The sequence below is a fragment of the Serratia sp. BNK-23 genome (assembly GCF_047456145.1).
Taxonomy (GTDB): Bacteria; Pseudomonadota; Gammaproteobacteria; order Enterobacterales; family Enterobacteriaceae; genus Serratia; species Serratia nematodiphila.
In genome coordinates, this window is sequence record NZ_CP179900.1 from 3,253,541 (window position 1) to 3,270,417 (window position 16,877).

Here is a 16,877-nt window from a genome sequence, read left to right on the forward strand (position 1 = left end):
AGCTTGAGTCACTTTCCTTTTTCCCTCTGTAGGTTGAAAAAATTTGGCTAAGCACCCGGCTTTCCTACCTGAAAATAAAAAACCGCCTGAAGAGCCGCATATCATCGCAAAATGCTCTTCAAACGGTTTTGTACAAGATCATGTATTCACAGCGCTAATCGCGGATTACTTTGATTCAGCCTGGCTTACGGTATCTTCGGCTTTCCAGATGCGGTATTTCACTTCCGCGTCTTTCGGCGCATACACCACGATCGGCAGGCGGCTGTTGTAACGCTGCATCGCGGCGTCGCCCAGGTTGGCGGCGATGAATTTCTTGGTCTTGGTGTTATCCGGGCAGGCCATCATGGTCGAGGCCGGTTCGGACAGCTTCTCCAGCACCAGGTAGTCGTAGCCCCAGCCGGACAGGGTTTTGGTCTCCAGGGTGCCGCCAATCATATGGCGGTTGCAGTCCACTTCCAGCGTCTTGCCGATCAGCAGCTCTACCTTGTAGTTCTCTTCGTGCTCTTGCTTCGGCAGGTAGATCACCTGGCGGTTCATGCCCTTCTCGGCTTTCGGGTAAGGCGCGACCTTTTCCAGCGGCTGTTTGCTGATATCCGCATCGTCGCCAGAGGTGGCCGCCATGGCGCTGGCGGAAACGGCCATCAGCAGGCCGGAAAATACAACGGATGCCTTGTTCATGTTTATCCCTACACTTTTTGTCAAATAATCCGTCTATAAACTAATACACTACCGCCAAGCTCGCCACAGGTTTAATCTTCTTTACAATAGGCGATAAATAGTGACAATCGCCTGGTATCGTCGATTATCTGGAGCAATGGCTCAGTGTGTCTTCAGTTGGGCGATATAGGCCTTCACCACCTGATAGACGTAATCCTGGCACGCCAGCCCGGTTTGCGGATCGTATTTGCCCTGATTGGTGATGTTGTTGGACAACACGCGAATGCCGACGAACGGCACCTTGAACTCGGCGGCAATCTGCGCAGCGGAGGCGGTCTCCATCTCTTCGACCGACGTCCGGTAGCTGTCGTGGAAATAGCGAATGCGATCCAGCTCGCTGTTCCACACGTCGGCCGAACCGATCACCCCTTCCACTACTTTGCCCTGTCGGTAATCGCTCTTAACGCTTTGCGCAATCGCCAGCAGTTTGGGGTCGGCGGGAAACTGACGCAGGCTGTGCGCCTTTTGGTCCTCACCGGCGCTGCCCTTGGAAGCCAACAGATCCATCGGCTGCCACTGCCGCGAGTCGCTGCCTTCCCCCAATGCCTTGACCGGCGTTTTGAACGCCCCAAGATTGACCGAATATTTGCCCAGCACGATGTCATACACCTTAAGGGCCGGATCGTGACCGCCGGCAGTGCCCTGGTTGATGATCGCCACCGGATGGAACTGCGTGGCGGCGATCGCCGTGGCCGCCGCCGCATTGGACATGCCCTTCAGAGTCTCCGACACCACCACCGGGTAGCCGTCTACGGTGCCGTGCCAAAAGCGCCAGCCGCCGATCTGCTCCTCACGCGGGTTCTCCAGCCGCTGGGCGAAACGTTCCGCTTCCACCGGCATTGCGCCCTGCACCACGATCGGCCCAGTGGCCGCAGGTTGGCCAAAGCTCAGCGGAGAAAAGACCGCACCGGCGGCCGCCAACAGTAAGACACGCGCTTTATTCTTCATCACCACACTCTCATCCCGAAAAAAGCAAACGATTACCTTAGCCGAAGGCGGTAGCGTCGGATAGGGTTTTCTTACCGGCGGACTAAGGTTTTCTTAAGACAGAATTATTACAGTGGCGCTATTCAATACTGTCACCGAGCCTGCGCGTGAATCCAGAATCGTCATTAAATCAATCCTCAACGGCACAGCAAATTAAGACAACTGCCCTTTACTCCCTGCCGACATCCTTTTACCGTTGGCAAGTTTTTGGCCTGCTGATCAGCGGTTTGGTGTTCCTGTGGCTCTCCCGCAACGAACAGCTGGACTGGGCGATCAGCAACTATTGGTACGATGCCGCCAGCGGGCATTTCCCGTGGCAAAACAATTACTGGCTGGATCTGATCAATCACCGTCTGTTGAAGCAGATAGTGATCGTGGGCGCGGTGCTGACGCTGTTTTGGGGCATCTATCGCCGCAGCGCGCGCCTGATTGTCAGCATGCTGCTTCTCGGCATCGGCCCGCTGGTGGTGGGCATTCTCAAGGCCACCAGCGCGCACTCCTGTCCGTGGGATCTGATCGAGTACGGCGGCAAGGCGATGTCCTTCCCGTTGTTCGGCGCGGTACCGGCGCTGCCGGGCCCCGGTCGCTGTTTCCCCGGCGGGCACGCCTCGAGCGGTTTCGCGGTCATGGCGTTGTTTTTCCTGTTTTATCCGCAGCGCCCGCGCCTGGCCTGGTGCTGCTGGTGCGGCGGTATTGCGCTCGGCATGTTGATGGGCTTTGGTCAGATCATGCGCGGCGCACATTTTCTTACCCATAACCTGTGGGCAGGTTGGTGGGTTTGGTTAAGCCAGTTGGCGATTTATTGGATAGTTAGCGGCTATTGGCGCCGCAAGATGAGGTAACGGTTATGGAGCAGTTAAACCATGTTCTTTTCGCCTGGATCAATGCGACCCCGGCATCTCCCGAATGGATGATCGATTTCGCCACCTTTCTGGCGCGCGATCTTATCATTATCGTGCCGCTGCTGATCGTCGGCCTGTGGCTGTGGGGGCCGCGCAGCCAGCTGGTTTCGCAGCGCGAAGTGGTGGCGAAAACCACGATCGCGCTGCTGTTCGCCATGCTTGCCGCCTCCGCTATCGGCGCGCTGCTGCCGCATGAGCGCCCGTTCGTCGCCGGCGTGGGTTATACCTTCCTGGCGCACGTGCCGGACAGTTCGTTCCCCAGCGATCACGGCACCGCCATCTTTACCTTTGCGCTGGCGTTCCTGTTCTGGCACCGGGTCTGGTCCGGCGCGCTGCTGATGATTGTCGCCGTCGGCATCGCCTGGTCACGCGTTTACCTCGGCGTGCACTGGCCGCTGGATATGGTCGGCGGTTTCCTGCTCGGCCTGGTCGGCTGCCTGTTCGCTCAGCTGGTATGGAATCTGTTCGGCGATGTCCTCGCCGACAGGCTGTCGCGCCTGTATCGCTTTCTGTTTGCCTTCGCCATTCGCCGCGGCTGGGTGAAAGAATAACCGCATAACATGACAGGGGCGTTACCGCCCCTGCTTTCACACCACGCCGGTGGTCACGCAAAATGCCCGCGTTTTTCCCGCTCCCAGCATCACTCCCGCCTCCCCTTCCGGCGCGTTCGGCCGACAGTTTGCCGGCTGGATAAAAGCAAGCAGCCGCCTGTTGCCCTGGACAGCGATGCGCCGCAGGCCATAGTTGAATTGCCCGGTGGCAAAACGCGTCACATAGCGGCGGCCTTGCGGCGCCAGCATAAAGAACTCGGCCTGATCCACGTAGCGCGTCAGATCGTCGGAGCACAGCAGTTCCTGCCCGAGCGCCTCTCCCAACAGCGCCGGCGTCGGCAAGTTTTGGCGGAACACCGCGTCGGGAATGCAATCGTAGTTGAGGCGGCACACATAGCGCAGCGGCTGCGGCCGATCGGCCAGGTTGGTAACCTTCATCTCTATGGCGAACTGCGCGCTCTGGGCCGCCAGACGCAGCGCCGGGCCGATGCGCCAACGCCCGCCCAACCGCTCGCCTTCACCGTGCAACGTCAGCTCATCGCCCGCCAGCTGCAGCCACACGCGTTGCATCTGGAGCGGCGCGCCGTCGTGACTCGGCCAGGCGGGACAGAACGCGGCGTCGTCAGCGCGCTTTCTTCCGGCGCCCCGCACGCTGCGGCGGCCCGATTTCAGCGAATGTCCGTCAAACTCGGCGTCCCAGATCGCGAGGCCCTGATACGGCAAAACCGTCAGCGCGCCACGGCAGTTCGCCAGCGTCAGCATCGGCCCGCGTTCTGCGCAGCGATGCGCGCTCACCGCGAAATCCGCGTTACGGAACAGTTCCTGCCGATACGTCCCGAAAGCTTCAGGAGCCAGGTCGATGTTGATCTTCATCTTTTTTCCCTCGACGTTTCGCCCTCGCAGGCCGCGAGCGGCCACTGAAAATGTTATTTAAATAACAAACAACCCTCCTCTAAGTTATACATATAACAGTGAAGTAACTATGATCTCGTCGACATTTTTCAAATCCCGCTAGGTTTATCGACATTGCAATGTTATTATTTTCACATTATCTATCCATGCTCTTTTCTCAACTTCACTAAGGAACCGCGATGACCACCGAAAACATCGATTACGCCAGCTATGTTGACCACACCCTGCTGGCCATGGACGCCACCGAAATGCAGATCGCCAAACTGTGCGAAGAAGCGCAGCAGCACAACTTCTATGCGGTATGCGTCAACTCCGGCTACGTGCCGCTGGCGGCCCAGCTGCTGCAGGAAAGCACGGTGAAAGTCTGCTCGGTAATCGGTTTCCCGCTGGGCGCCGGCCTGACCGTCGCCAAAGCCTTTGAAGCCAAAGCGGCGATCGCCGCCGGCGCGCAAGAGATCGACATGGTGATCAACGTCGGCTGGCTGAAGAGCGGCCTGCTGGACGAAGTGAAAGCCGACATCGCCGCCGTGCGCGAGGTTTGCGCGGCGATCCCGTTGAAGGTAATATTGGAAACCTGCCTGCTCAGCGATGCGCAGATCGTCCAGGTTTGTGAAATGTGTCGCGAACTCGATGTCGCCTTCGTGAAAACCTCCACCGGCTTCAGCACCGGCGGCGCTCGGGAAGAGCACGTCAAACTGATGCGCGAGACCGTGGGCAGCGAAATGGGCGTGAAAGCTTCCGGCGCCGTGCGCGATCGCGCCACCGCCGAGAAGATGATCAACGCCGGCGCCACGCGTATCGGCACCAGCTCCGGCGTCGCCATCGTCTCCGGCGCTCAGGCGGCAGCGGGCAGCTACTGATCGTCGCTATGCCCTGAGGGGCATAGCCAATACACTCCGATGCGGGACAATACGGGCGGTTGATGCGGCCCGATATTGCCCCGCATCGTTCTGTTTAGCGCCGGAAATGCCGGCTCGCCTTTTATCTCTACTACCTGTGGGAAGACGGATCTATGGAAACGCGGCGCGAAGAACGTATCAACCGGTTAGTTCAGGCGTTAAAACGCGCTGACAAGATCCACCTGAAAGAAGCCGCCGTGCTGCTGGGGGTCTCGGAGATGACCATTCGCCGCGATCTGAGCGCCGAACCGGCGGCCGTGGTGTTGCTCGGCGGCTACGTGGTGACCGATCCGCGCAGCAACGGCGTGACCAACTACTTCGTTTCCGATCAAAAAGCCAAACAGGTCACGGAGAAACGGCGCATCGGCCTGCTGGCGGCGCCGCTGATCAATGAAAACGACACGGTGTTTTTCGACTGCGGCACCACCACGCCGGCGATCATCGACGCCATCACCGACGAGCTGGCTTTCACCGCCGTGTGTCATTCGCTGAACACCTTCCTGGCGCTGCAGGACAAACCGAACTGCAAGGTGGTGCTGTGCGGCGGCGAGTTCAAGCCGAACAACTACATCTTTTCCAGCGTCGGCGGCCGCAACGAGCTCGATCACATCTGCCCGAACATCGCCTTTATCTCCGCCGCCGGCCTCAGCCTGCAGCACGGCGCCACCTGCTTCAACTTCGACGAGCTGGAGATGAAGCATCGCGCCATGGCGATGGCGCAGCAAAAGATCTTGGTGGCAGACCACAGCAAGTTCGGCAAAACCAAACCGGCCTGCATCGGCCCGCTGACGCAGTTCGATCGGGTGATCACCGATCGCCAGCCGGACGCCGACTTCATGGCGTTCTTCAACGATAACGCCATCGCTATCCGCTATTAGTCCGCCTTCAGCGCCGTCATAACCGACGGCGCACCGCTTCGATATCCCTCTTTCCCCGCCGAAAAATGAACAAATAATGCGCAATCAATTCACGTTTTTCGCTTATCCGCACGCAACATCAGGTTAATAAAATGCAACAGCTCACCCGCGTGATTATTTTTTCGCAGGCTAACCACGCGGTCGGTTGGGTGAATTAACGGCTATTTATGGCTTTTATATGATAAATCGAGCCAAAGGCCAGGAAGTTTAAATAAACGGCGGTTTACGCAATTGCAGCAAATCTCGCCAATACCTGTTAGGTATCTGTTATTTATATGATGAATGGTTACGCATTTTTATCCGCTAACCACGTAAGTAATTTCCCTTCGTTACTAGCGGTGATTTTCAACAAAAACAAAATAAAAACAAAAAGATAAACGTCATTTACCTTAAAAACATAATGTGATCTACATCACTAAAACTGCTTAATCCGGGTTTTTCGCTAGATCCAAAACCACGCATAAAATATATTGCTCGGCTTGCTGCTGAGCACAGCGCTTTATCCGGCTAATTATTGTACAAGCCGCATAATCGCAGAAACTTTCATGAGAGCGTTCTCAGCACAAAATCTTACACAAATGTGCAACAAATGCGCGAAAAATCGATAAAAAAGCTGATAACTGCACATATTGCGCATTTGAGAGCAGGATCACGGTTGTTTCTACTGTAAATCGTTATCTTGCCGCCAACAAAAATCGACAGGCAAAGACCTGTCGGTAGCGGTAACGACTTTTATCGTCCGCGACGGTGAAAAGTCTTTAGTGAATTACCCGGCGCTGTGCCTTGGTAATGAACGCAATAAACAACCAGGGGGACGCCAAAACATCCCCGCAAGCAACACCTGATTCTTACCGCAAGCGTTGCCTGAATAGGACGTTTGACGGTTTAACCTTAAGTTTTGCCTTTTAATTTTAAATTCGTGTTCACTTCGGAGATATTTATGGACACTACACAGACCGGCACAATTGCCTCTGCGGCCTCGGGCTCCAGCAGTACCTGGCGTAAAACGGATACCATGTGGATGTTGGGCCTGTACGGCACCGCCATCGGCGCAGGCGTCCTGTTCTTGCCCATCAACGCCGGCATCGGCGGTTTGATTCCTCTGATCATCATGGCCATCATCGCTTTCCCGATGACCTTCTTTGCCCACCGCGGTCTGTGCCGTTTCGTTCTGTCCGGCAAAAATCCCGGTGAAGACATCACCGCCGTGGTGGAAGAGCACTTCGGCATCACCGCAGGTAAGCTGATTACCCTGCTGTACTTCTTCGCCATCTACCCGATTCTGTTGGTTTACAGCGTGGCGATCACCAACACCGTCGACAGCTTCATCACCCACCAGTTGGGCATGACATCGCCGCCGCGCGCCATTCTTTCGCTGATCCTGATCGTCGGCCTGATGACCATCGTGCGCTTCGGTGAGCAGGCCATCGTGAAAACCATGAGCATCCTGGTCTTCCCGTTCGTCGCAGTGCTGATGCTGCTGGCGGTGTATCTGATCCCTAACTGGACCGGCGCCATCTTCGAAAACGTGTCGCTGTCCGGCAGCGGTACCGGCATGGGTCACGGCCTGATCATGACCCTGTGGCTGGCGATCCCGGTGATGGTGTTCTCCTTCAACCACTCGCCGATCATCTCCGCCTTCGCCGTCGCCAAACGCGAAGAGTACGGCGCAGACGCCGAGAAGAAATGCTCCCGCATTCTGGCTTACGCACACATCATGATGGTGCTGACCGTGATGTTCTTCGTGTTCAGCTGCGTGCTGAGCCTGACGCCGGAAAACCTGGCGGAAGCCAAGGCGCAGAACATCTCGATTCTGTCTTACCTGGCTAACCACTTTAACAACCCAATGATCGAGTACATCGCGCCGGTTATCGCCTTCGTCGCCATCACCAAATCGTTCCTGGGCCACTACCTGGGCGCCCGTGAAGGCTTCAACGGCCTGGTCGCCAAGTCGATGAAGAGCCGCGGCAAAACCGTCAGCACCGCCAAGCTGAACCGCATGACCGCTATCTTCATGCTGGTGACCACCTGGATCGTCGCCACCCTGAACCCGAGCATCCTGGGCATGATCGAAACCCTGGGTGGCCCAATCATCGCCATGCTGCTGTTCCTGATGCCGATGTACGCCATCCGTAAAGTGCCTGCCATGCGCAAGTACAGCGGCCACATCAGCAACGTGTTTGTGGTTGTGATGGGTCTGATCGCCATCTCTGCTATCGTGTTCAGCCTGCTCGGCTAATCACGTCCGGCCGGCGCCGCTGCGCGCCGGCCCTCCCGCACTGCCCCCATTTCCCGTATTCACCGCCTGAAACCTGAAGAAGGAGGCGAGACCATGGTCAGCGTTTTCGATATTTTCAAAATTGGCATCGGCCCATCCAGCTCCCACACCGTTGGCCCGATGAAGGCCGGCAAACAGTTCGTCGACGATCTGATCGCCCACCAGCAGCTGCAGGACACTACCCGCGTGGTGGTCGACGTGTACGGTTCGCTGTCGTTGACCGGTAAAGGCCACCACACCGACATCGCCATCATCATGGGCCTGGCCGGCAACCTGCCGCACGACGTGGACATCGACAGCATTCCGGGCTTTATCCGCGACGTCGAACAGCGCGGCCGCCTGCCGCTGGCCAACGGCCATCACGAGGTGGATTTCCCGCTGCACGGCGGCATGAACTTCCACAGCGACAACCTGCCGCTGCACGAAAACGGCATGCGCATCCGCGCCTTCGCCGGTGAACGCTTGCTGCACAGCAAAACCTATTACTCGATCGGCGGCGGTTTCATCGTCGACGAAGAGCACTTCGGCCAATCCACCGAGGGCGCCACGCCAGTGCCCTACCCGTTCAAATCGGCGCACGATCTGCAGCAGCATTGCAAAGAGACCGGGCTGTCGTTGTCCGGCCTGGTGATGCAGAACGAACTGGCGCTGCGCAGCAAAGCGGATATCGACGCGCACTTCGCCGACGTCTGGCAGGTGATGAGCGCCGGTATCGAGCGCGGCATCAACACCGAAGGCTTGCTGCCCGGCCCGATGAAGGTGCCGCGCCGCGCCGCCGCGCTGCGCCGCATTCTGGTGACCGGAGACAAGAACAATATCGACCCGATGAACGTGGTCGATTGGATCAACATGTTCGCGCTGGCGGTCAACGAAGAGAACGCCGCCGGTGGCCGCGTGGTCACCGCGCCGACCAACGGCGCCTGCGGCATCATCCCTGCGGTACTGGCCTACTACGACAAGTTCATCCGCCCGGTGAATGCCAACTCCTACACCCGCTATTTCCTGGCGTCCGGGGTGATTGGTGCGCTGTACAAGATGAACGCCTCGATCTCCGGCGCCGAAGTGGGCTGCCAGGGGGAAGTGGGCGTGGCCTGTTCAATGGCGGCGGCCGGGTTGACCGAGCTGCTGGGCGGCAGCCCGGCGCAGGTGTGTATCGCGGCGGAGATCGCCATGGAGCACCATTTGGGGCTGACCTGCGATCCGCTCGCCGGCCAGGTTCAGGTGCCGTGCATCGAACGCAACGCCATTTCCGCCGTCAAGGCAGTCAACGCCGCGCGCATGGCGATGCGCCGCACCAGCGAGCCGCGGGTTTGTCTGGATAAGGTGATCGAAACCATGTACGAAACCGGCAAAGACATGAACGCCAAATACCGCGAAACCTCACAGGGCGGGCTGGCGATCAAGGTCGTGGCCTGTAACTGATCGCCACGGCGAGGCACTAAAGGCGCCGGCCGGTCTGACTTGGCCGGCGCCGTTTCAATAGCGATCCTTTCCTGCCGCAACGCCCACCTGAATGCCCGCGCGAGGCCCCACAGCCCCAGGACGAGCGCTGTGCCGCAGCCAACCGTAAAGTTCGGCATTACGCCGGAATCCCATTTTGCGCATCACGCTCATCTTGTGGTTGCTGACGGTTTTCACGCTGATGTCCAGCATCCGGGCGATTTGCGTCACCCCCATCTCGCGCGTCATACAGCGCATGATCTCCTGTTCGCGCAGCGTCAGGCCGCGGTGCTGGCATATGCAGTTCCTGCCACAACCCGGCCGGTTCGGCCATTTGCTGCGCCGCTCCAGCTCGGCGCTCACCTGATACAGCGCCGAGACCAACGGCGTATCGTGGTAGATGACGCCGGCCTCCAGCGCGCAGCGGTTTCCGACGGTGCGTTTATGCCGCCCCTCCGGCATTCGCAACGAGAAATACAGCGTTTTGCGCCCTGCGGTCTGCGCCTCAAAGAAGTGACAAAAACAGCTTTGCACGCCGGGGGGAAAATAGCAGAACACCAGATCGGCTTCGTGAACCTGCTGCGCATCCAGTAACAGCGTGCGCTTGCCATAAGTGCTGAAGTGCAGCGCCAGGGCCTCCTGCCAACCGGCGCTGAAGTAACGGTTTTCATCAAATAGCGCGATTTTTATCATCGTGTTCATCCCTGCCTCCCCGCCGTTCCGGCTTCCCGTTTAACCGCCTGGGCACCCTTTGTCGGCGCCTGGCTGTTGTCGATGCGTAATTCATAAATCATGGTGGCGTTGGGTGGCACTTTCGGCGGATAGCCGGTTTCGCCGTAGGCCAGCGCTGGCGGCACGACCATCGTCAGCGATCCGTGGTTGTGCAGGTGGCTTATCGCCTCCCGAAACAGCGGCGGATACTCGGACAACGGTTGCGACAGCACCTTGCCGCTCAGTTCCATATCCTGGATCACCGTACCGTCGGTCAACGTCTCCTTCACGACCACATCAACCACCGTCGTTGGCGCCAGCGCGCCCTCCCCGGCGTAATCAACCCGATACCAGAAGCCCATCGCCGATTGCTTTACGTCCTTTTGTTGACTGAACTGCGTCAGGTAATCTTCATCACGCCGCCGCTGTTCGTTAACGCGTTTCTCACGCACGGCCACGGCGTTGGCATCCGCTTGCGCCGTCAGCGCATTCAGTTCATCCGGCGGCAGCCGCAAACGTCCCGAGACGCTATCGATGACGCCCGCCAACAGGCTGTCGCGATCCACCGGCACGCCCCAACTTTGACGCTCCGCCACTACCCCCTGAATGTCCCGCCCCAGCGCACTGCCCGCCGCATAGGACAGACGCTTGCGATCATCCTTCAACTGCTCCGGCGTCATCTCCCATTGCAGCCGCTTACGCAACGCCAGCAGGTCTTCGCGCGCCTGCTGAGTCGCCTTCTGCTCACCGGCCCGCTTCTGCTCGCTTTCTTCCAACGCGGCGCGCAGAGCGTTCAACGCCTCCTGGTGCTCGCGTTGGCGTTGTGCAAGCGTCTGTGCCAATGCCTGCGCGGCAGACTCAAGTTCGGTGACGCGCCGTTCGGCCTGCGCCGCCGTCGCTCTGCTTTGGGCGGTTTCCTGCGTCGCCTGACGCAGCAGCGCCTCGGCGCGCTGCGCGTCGGGCGAGCCGCGCCAGGCGGTGCCCAATCCGGCGATCCACTTTTGCAGCGTTGACGAATCGGGCAACGTCGCGACGGATGGCGTCGCTTTCTCCGCCCGCAACGCGGCGAGTTCCTGGCGCAACATCGTCAGTTCCATTCGCTGGCGCGCCAGCTGTTGGTCACGCGCCAATAATTCCTGGGTCAGCGTAAAAGCTTTGGCCGGTGAGGCTGGCTTATTGTTGTCCGACGGGCGCTTCGCGGGTTCACGCTTTTTTTGCCCCGACTCGCGTTCGACTGGCGCCGCTTTTTCGTTCGTCGGCACGATGTTTTGCCGTTGATACTGCTCGGCAAACTGCAGCAGCGCCGGCACGCCGTCGTCCGCCAGCGCGACGCCGGAGAACAGCAGAGCGACGCAGCCCAGCAGGCGCAGCCTCATTTAATCTGCTCCCCACGATCCGCCAAGCCGGTCAACACCGCCTGATTCACCCCGGCGCACAGATAGTTGACCTTGTAGCGATACAGCGCATCCACCGTCTCCTGCGTGTCACCGTTTACCCGGGCGCGCAGGCTGGCGTACTGCGAGGCGCCGCTCATCAGGCTGTCGAAGGCCTGCTTATAGCGCTGATACTGTTTCTCGTCGATCGCGCGCAATGCGCCCAGTTGCTGCTGGCACTGCTGCAGCTGTTCGGCCTCACGCTGCTTGCGCAAAGCCTCTTCTGACGGAGGTTGCACAACCTGATTTTTAGTGTTCACAGCGGGCTTGCCCGACTTTTGGCTTTGGCAAGCGGCGGCGCTCAACGCCAACAGGCACAGCAGCCCCATGCGCAGGGCGTGATTGACGTGCTTTATCATCATTGCGTTTCTTGTCCTTGTAGACGCTTATTCGTATTCCAACGTAAAAGTGGCCACCGCGCTGAAGGTACCGCGGCCGATGGACTTCGTCTGGATAGCCTCCGGTTCCCCTTGCACATAGGCCTGCAGCGTAAGCGTGGTGTTGCCGGCACTCAGGCGGAATTTATCGCTGGCGCGATTGAGCGGCAGCGCCTTGCCGCTGCTGTCTTCCAGCCCGATGCCGATCCCCGACGCCAGGCTGCCGGCATCCAATGCCAACAGGCCGGGCAGTTTGGCGTTTTCGGTGCCGGTAAACGTGATAGCCACCGTATTGCCCAGGCTGAGATCGCACTCGGTCAGGTGCAATGCGAAGGTTTGACTGTGGGAGCGGGTGTTCAGATACAGGTATTTGTCGACGATGGTGCCGAAATCCAGCGGAATGTCCTCATCCCCTGGCTGAATGACGCACGGCTCGGCCACCAGCATGCCGTGAAAGCGCATGTTTTCCGCCGCAGTCGCCGACTGCGCCATTATGCCGGCCGCCATGACCATGCCAGCCCCCAACAGCGCGCTCCGGCGCCGGTTCGTCTCTGTCGCGCGCATGACGCCACTCCCTTTGGTTGTGCTTGCGCCGACCGGGCGCAAGCGGCGTATTAGTCGTAGTAAAGCCGGAAATCGATCGCCGCACGGTAAGCGCCGGCGCTCAGCGTCGCCGGGGTGCGCACCGGCGTCACCGTATACGTCAGGGTGTTTTGTCCCGGCGTCAGCAATACCGGTTTGTTACGCGCGCCGAGGCGCACAGGCAGGCCGCTGGCATCCGTCAGCTGCAACCCCAACCCGGTGACGCCGGCAACCCTGACCAACCCCGGCGCGTCGTCATCCGTCGGCGCGGCAAACGCCACGGACACCGCAGGCTGGCTGCCGCTCCAGGCCAGCACCCCGGTCCAGGCGTCGCGGTTGCTCGCCGGCGCCCGCAGACAGTCTTTCAGCGTCAGCTCGAACGCCACCGGCGTGCCGCGATCGCCCGGGCGCTGGAAGTGCGCCGTTCCCGTCTCACCCAACCACACTTCCTGACGAGCGGTGGTCATTTCCAGGCTGCAGGCGCTTTCCGTCAACGCACCGTAGACGTGGAGCGTGCCGTTCGTCCCCTCCACGTCCCAGTTGTCCACCGCGCGGGCCGGCGGCATCAGCATCAGCATCGTGCCCGCCGTCAGCGGCACCATCAGCGCGGCCAACACCGTCAGGCCGATAGTGCGTCGCTGATGACGTTCATAGGCCTTTCCCAACAGCATGGGGATCTTTCGTTGCATGATTCGTTCACTCCGCTGTGTTCATGACTCGGTCTTCCCTGCTTGCGCGCGGCTCGTCATTTGGCGACCGGCACGACCTGGCAGGCACTGCCGGCGCAGCGGAAGTTCAACTGCGGCCGCCCGCCGTAATCGTTGATGTACGCCAGCGACGGACCGTTGCCGAGGCTCGCGGCGGGCACGTTCAGCGGGGCGCTGGCCTTCGGCGCCACCATCAACGGTTCAAAGCCGGCCGCCCCTTTGCCGCCCTTGCCGGCGCTCGCCTCAACGATCGTCACGTAATAAGGGGTCGAGTTGTTCACCACATACTTGTCACCCTGCCGGGTCAGCGTCAGCTGCTCCTGCCACGGCGCCGCGTTCTTCTTCGGGGCGAGCGCCGCCGGGCGATAAAACATTTTGATGCGGGTCTGCAACGCTATCTGCAGCGTGTTCGGCTTATTGCTCCGCGGCGGTATTTCCCGCAGGTTGAAGTAATACAGCGTCTCCCGGTCCTGCGGCAGCTGACGCGCGGCCGGCAGCGACTGGATCTTCACCTGGCTCGGTTTGCCCGGCTCCACCCGCTGCACCGGCGGCAGCACGGTGAAGGGGCTTTGGATCTTGTTGCCGCGATCGTCTTCGATCCATCCCTGCGCCAAATACGGCAACTGTTTGTTCTGGTTACTGATGTTGAGACTGACCGTTTTCAGGTCGCCGTCGAAAATCACGCGCGTGCGATCCAGCGCGATAGCCGCATGAGCGGGCAGGCCGACCGCGCCGAGCGTCAATGCGGCGGCGAGCGGGCCCACAAGGGAAACGGTCTTTCTGGTCATAGTCAGATTCATCATGTCTTCACGGTTCCAGTCGGCCGAAGGCGGGCAATCCCGCCCCGGCGGTTTAGCGGCGGAGCGCACTCCGCCGGGTGTAAGTCAGTTGGCGTCAGCCGCTGGCTTGTTGCCGGCAAAAGGACGGCAAGGCAGCAGCAGCGTGTTCATCAGCATTTCGGCCGGCAGCGGCGCCGGCAACTGGATTTCACACTGCGCCGCGCCGTTCCAATGCACGCGCATGCGCTCGCCGGGGTTGAGGCCGGACAGGTAAACGCTGCCGCCGTCATTGATGATGCCGGTCTCCTGTTTGCGGGCATTCAGCACCGTGGCGCCGAACGGCGGCTCGCTGCCGTCCGCCAGTTTGACGATCGCCATCGCCTTCTCGCCGGCTATCACCTCAAACTTGCGGTAGCCGATGGCCCCCTCGGTCAACGTGGCCTGCACCACGGAACGCGTCGCCTCGACGTTGTCGCTCAGGCTATTGAGATCGATGCTGGCCTTATTGCGGTAGTAGCTGTTTACATCCGCCACCACCGCTTTGCCGTAACGGTTGGTCAGCACCGTACTGCCGTAGCCGCGCACCGGCACGCCGGCGACACCTTCGGTATCCAGCAGCAAGCGCGTGCCGCCCGGCGTATTGACCCGGTGCAGCACCGCCCCTTCCGCCGCCATCGTCAGGCCGCCCTGCGCGCCGATGCCGACAGCGCTGTAACGGCCGGCCTGGTAGCTGGCATTGGCGTTGATCTGCGCCATATCGCCCTGATGGCTGTAATAGCCGCTGGCCGTCGCCCCGCTGCGTGCGGCGCCGGCGCTGATCTGATAGTTGTTGTGTTCATCGACCCGGTTGTAGTAACCGACCCGATGGGCGTTCTCTTCGCGATCGAGCGTCATGTTGTAACTGAGCGTCCCGGCGCTGCCCCAGGGCAGCGACAGCGACAGGTACATCCCGTCGTCATTGCGCTCGTTGTAACGGTTGCGATAGGCCGACAGCGATACGCTGACGTTCTTGAAATCGCCGATATCGAAGTAGCGCGATACCATCAGGTTGTAACGATCGTTCGGCGCCCGATCCCAATAGGTTTGGTGGCTGTAGTTGAGATAGGTGCTGAGCCCCAGATCGCGGAACTGTTTGTTGAAGGTGATGGTGTACATCTCCTTGCTCTTGCCGCTGCGTCCCCCTTCGTAACGCGCATCGAGGTAGTCCCCCATGCTCATGAAGTCCTCCTGGGAGAAGCGGTAGCCGGCGAAGGTGATCTGGCTGTCGTACTGGTCGAAGTTCTTCGAATAGCTCAACCGGTACGAACCACCGGTCAGAGCGCCCTCCTGCGGCAAGCGCGCACGCGACTGCGTGGCATCGAACGACAACGCCCCCAGCGCCATCAGATCGCGCCCGATCCCCAGCGACAGCGCGTTGTAATCGCCACCGGCGATGCCCCCGCCGTACAGCGACCAGCCGTTGCTGATGCCCCAGGAGAACTCACCGGTGCCGAACATCGGCCCGCGCAGGTGATGCCCCCACTCCGACGGCTTGCCCGTCGCCAGCTTGTAACGCACCGTACCCGGTCGCGTCAGATAAGGGATGTTGGCGGTATTCATCTTGAACGCCTGCACGCTGCCGTCTTGCTCTTCGACGCGTACGTCCAGCTCGCCGGAAACCGCGTCGTTGATGTCCTGAATGCGGAATGGCCCCGCCGCCACCTGCGTCTCATACAGCACGCGCCCCTGTTGGCTGACCACCACCTTGGCGTTGGTTTTCGCCACGCCCGTCACTTCCGGCGCATAGCCGCGCAGGTTGGGCGGCAACATGCTGTCGTCGGATCGCAGACTGACGCCGGTAAAGCGCAGGCTGTCGAAAATGTCGGAGTTCAGATAATCCTCCCCCATCGTCAGCCGCGAGCGCAGCGCCGGAATAGCCCGGTAGGCGTAATAGCGGCTCCAGTCGAACTGTTTGTCGGTCGACTGAGAAGAACCGGTCTGATGGCTGAGATTAGCCTGCCAGTCGGCGCGTAGACGCCAGGCGCCCAGATTGGCGCCGCCGGTGCCGTTGCCGCTCAGGCTGTAACTGCTGCCGCCTTTCTGATGTTTTTGCGTTTGAGCATTGACGTTATAGTCAAACAGCAGCCCGGGAATACCGTCATCCCAGCGCGAAGGCGGGTCCCAGTTTTCCGAGCTGTATTCCAGATAGGCCTGAGGAATGTTGAGGTACAGCGAGGAGCTGGCAAGATCGCCGCGGGCTTCCATCCCTGCCAGGCTGGAGGCGTCAAGGCAACGGCCGCCGTGCGTCCAGTTCAGCGTACTTAACAGCTTTTCTTTCAGCCCCAGTTGGTTGACCAACTCCGGCGAAAGACAGGCTTCGCTGCCTTTAGGATCGTTCTCGGGCGCCATAAACGTCACCGGCTGTTCCGCCAGATCGTTCTTATTGACGTGCACCACCATGGTATAAACGCCCGGCATGATGTAGCCGCTGCGCGTAAATTGGCTCAGATCGATATTTTTACGATCGTTGATGTCCAAGACGTCAGTATTGAATTGAATAACGTCGGCGGCATAAACCAACGCGATCGGATTTCCCAGAGAAAGGGCGACACAAAGCCCCAAGGCCTGAAGACGAAATAACTTCCCTGCCGGTGAAAGCATAATAAAGTCCTTTCAATAACGAATTAACCGTCAGTACGAAAAAAA

16 protein-coding genes are annotated in these 16,877 nt (G+C 59.8%); 6 read left to right on the forward strand and 10 right to left on the reverse strand.

Annotation, left to right across the window (positions count from 1 at the left end; genetic code table 11):
• Window positions 1–165: 165 nt before the first annotated feature.
• Window positions 166–678: a serine protease inhibitor ecotin gene (gene eco, locus ACMGF9_RS15485; RefSeq protein ID WP_015377287.1), complete on the reverse strand. Its 513-nt coding sequence runs from the start codon at window positions 676–678 to the stop codon at window positions 166–168.
• A 141-nt stretch (window positions 679–819) separates the two neighbouring features.
• Window positions 820–1,665: a 5'-methylthioadenosine/S-adenosylhomocysteine nucleosidase gene (locus tag ACMGF9_RS15490; RefSeq protein ID WP_004938686.1), complete on the reverse strand. Its 846-nt coding sequence runs from the start codon at window positions 1,663–1,665 to the stop codon at window positions 820–822.
• A 146-nt stretch (window positions 1,666–1,811) separates the two neighbouring features.
• On the opposite strand from ACMGF9_RS15490, the gene ACMGF9_RS15495 reads away from it, so the two are divergent.
• Together ACMGF9_RS15495 and ybjG are read left to right on the forward strand one after the other, a co-directional pair.
• On the forward strand, window positions 1,812–2,546 hold the full coding sequence (locus tag ACMGF9_RS15495; RefSeq protein ID WP_033633475.1) for a phosphatase PAP2 family protein: 735 nt from the start codon (window positions 1,812–1,814) through the stop codon (window positions 2,544–2,546).
• 5 nt (window positions 2,547–2,551) lie between these two features.
• On the forward strand, window positions 2,552–3,157 hold the full coding sequence (gene ybjG / locus ACMGF9_RS15500; RefSeq protein ID WP_015377285.1) for an undecaprenyl-diphosphate phosphatase: 606 nt from the start codon (window positions 2,552–2,554) through the stop codon (window positions 3,155–3,157).
• 36 nt (window positions 3,158–3,193) lie between these two features.
• Here ybjG and ACMGF9_RS15505 read toward each other — a convergent pair whose 3' ends face one another.
• Complete coding sequence (locus ACMGF9_RS15505) at window positions 3,194–4,030, reverse strand: hypothetical protein (protein ID WP_015377284.1); 837 nt, start codon at window positions 4,028–4,030, stop codon at window positions 3,194–3,196.
• Window positions 4,031–4,248: 218 nt separating this feature from the next.
• Between ACMGF9_RS15505 and deoC the strand changes: the two genes are divergently transcribed.
• From deoC to ACMGF9_RS15525, 4 genes are all read left to right on the forward strand, one after another.
• On the forward strand, window positions 4,249–4,929 hold the full coding sequence (deoC, locus tag ACMGF9_RS15510) for a deoxyribose-phosphate aldolase (protein WP_004938693.1): 681 nt from the start codon (window positions 4,249–4,251) through the stop codon (window positions 4,927–4,929).
• 152 nt (window positions 4,930–5,081) lie between these two features.
• A complete protein-coding gene (gene deoR, locus ACMGF9_RS15515; RefSeq protein ID WP_015377282.1) occupies window positions 5,082–5,846 on the forward strand; it encodes a DNA-binding transcriptional repressor DeoR in 765 nt (254 codons plus the stop codon).
• A gap of 979 nt (window positions 5,847–6,825) precedes the next feature.
• On the forward strand, window positions 6,826–8,124 hold the full coding sequence (locus ACMGF9_RS15520; RefSeq protein WP_004938697.1) for an HAAAP family serine/threonine permease: 1,299 nt from the start codon (window positions 6,826–6,828) through the stop codon (window positions 8,122–8,124).
• A 93-nt stretch (window positions 8,125–8,217) separates the two neighbouring features.
• On the forward strand, window positions 8,218–9,585 hold the full coding sequence (locus tag ACMGF9_RS15525) for an L-serine ammonia-lyase (RefSeq protein ID WP_015377281.1): 1,368 nt from the start codon (window positions 8,218–8,220) through the stop codon (window positions 9,583–9,585).
• A gap of 54 nt (window positions 9,586–9,639) precedes the next feature.
• Here the strand turns inward: ACMGF9_RS15525 and ACMGF9_RS15530 are convergent, their stop codons facing one another.
• The 7 genes from ACMGF9_RS15530 to ACMGF9_RS15560 all read right to left on the reverse strand — a co-directional run bounded on the left by ACMGF9_RS15530 (window position 9,640) and on the right by ACMGF9_RS15560 (window position 16,832).
• Window positions 9,640–10,305 (reverse strand): helix-turn-helix transcriptional regulator, encoded by a 666-nt coding sequence (locus ACMGF9_RS15530; protein ID WP_021504367.1) that lies wholly within the window; start codon window positions 10,303–10,305, stop codon window positions 9,640–9,642.
• Window positions 10,302–11,690, reverse strand: a complete 1,389-nt coding sequence (locus tag ACMGF9_RS15535; protein ID WP_414160312.1) for an FKBP-type peptidyl-prolyl cis-trans isomerase N-terminal domain-containing protein — start codon at window positions 11,688–11,690, stop codon at window positions 10,302–10,304. Before ACMGF9_RS15535 ends, ACMGF9_RS15530 begins: the two co-directional genes overlap by 4 nt.
• Window positions 11,687–12,109, reverse strand: coding sequence for a hypothetical protein (locus ACMGF9_RS15540; protein WP_261438428.1), 423 nt, complete (start codon window positions 12,107–12,109; stop codon window positions 11,687–11,689). The genes ACMGF9_RS15535 and ACMGF9_RS15540 overlap by 4 nt, the downstream gene beginning before the upstream one ends.
• A gap of 24 nt (window positions 12,110–12,133) precedes the next feature.
• Window positions 12,134–12,688, reverse strand: coding sequence for a fimbrial protein (locus ACMGF9_RS15545; RefSeq protein ID WP_261438429.1), 555 nt, complete (start codon window positions 12,686–12,688; stop codon window positions 12,134–12,136).
• Between the two features lie 50 nt (window positions 12,689–12,738).
• Window positions 12,739–13,377 (reverse strand): fimbrial protein, encoded by a 639-nt coding sequence (locus ACMGF9_RS15550; RefSeq protein WP_261438433.1) that lies wholly within the window; start codon window positions 13,375–13,377, stop codon window positions 12,739–12,741.
• A 74-nt stretch (window positions 13,378–13,451) separates the two neighbouring features.
• A complete protein-coding gene (locus tag ACMGF9_RS15555) occupies window positions 13,452–14,216 on the reverse strand; it encodes a fimbria/pilus periplasmic chaperone (protein ID WP_414160313.1) in 765 nt (254 codons plus the stop codon).
• 81 nt (window positions 14,217–14,297) lie between these two features.
• Window positions 14,298–16,832 (reverse strand): outer membrane usher protein, encoded by a 2,535-nt coding sequence (locus tag ACMGF9_RS15560; RefSeq protein ID WP_080392969.1) that lies wholly within the window; start codon window positions 16,830–16,832, stop codon window positions 14,298–14,300.
• Window positions 16,833–16,877 lie beyond the last annotated feature (45 nt).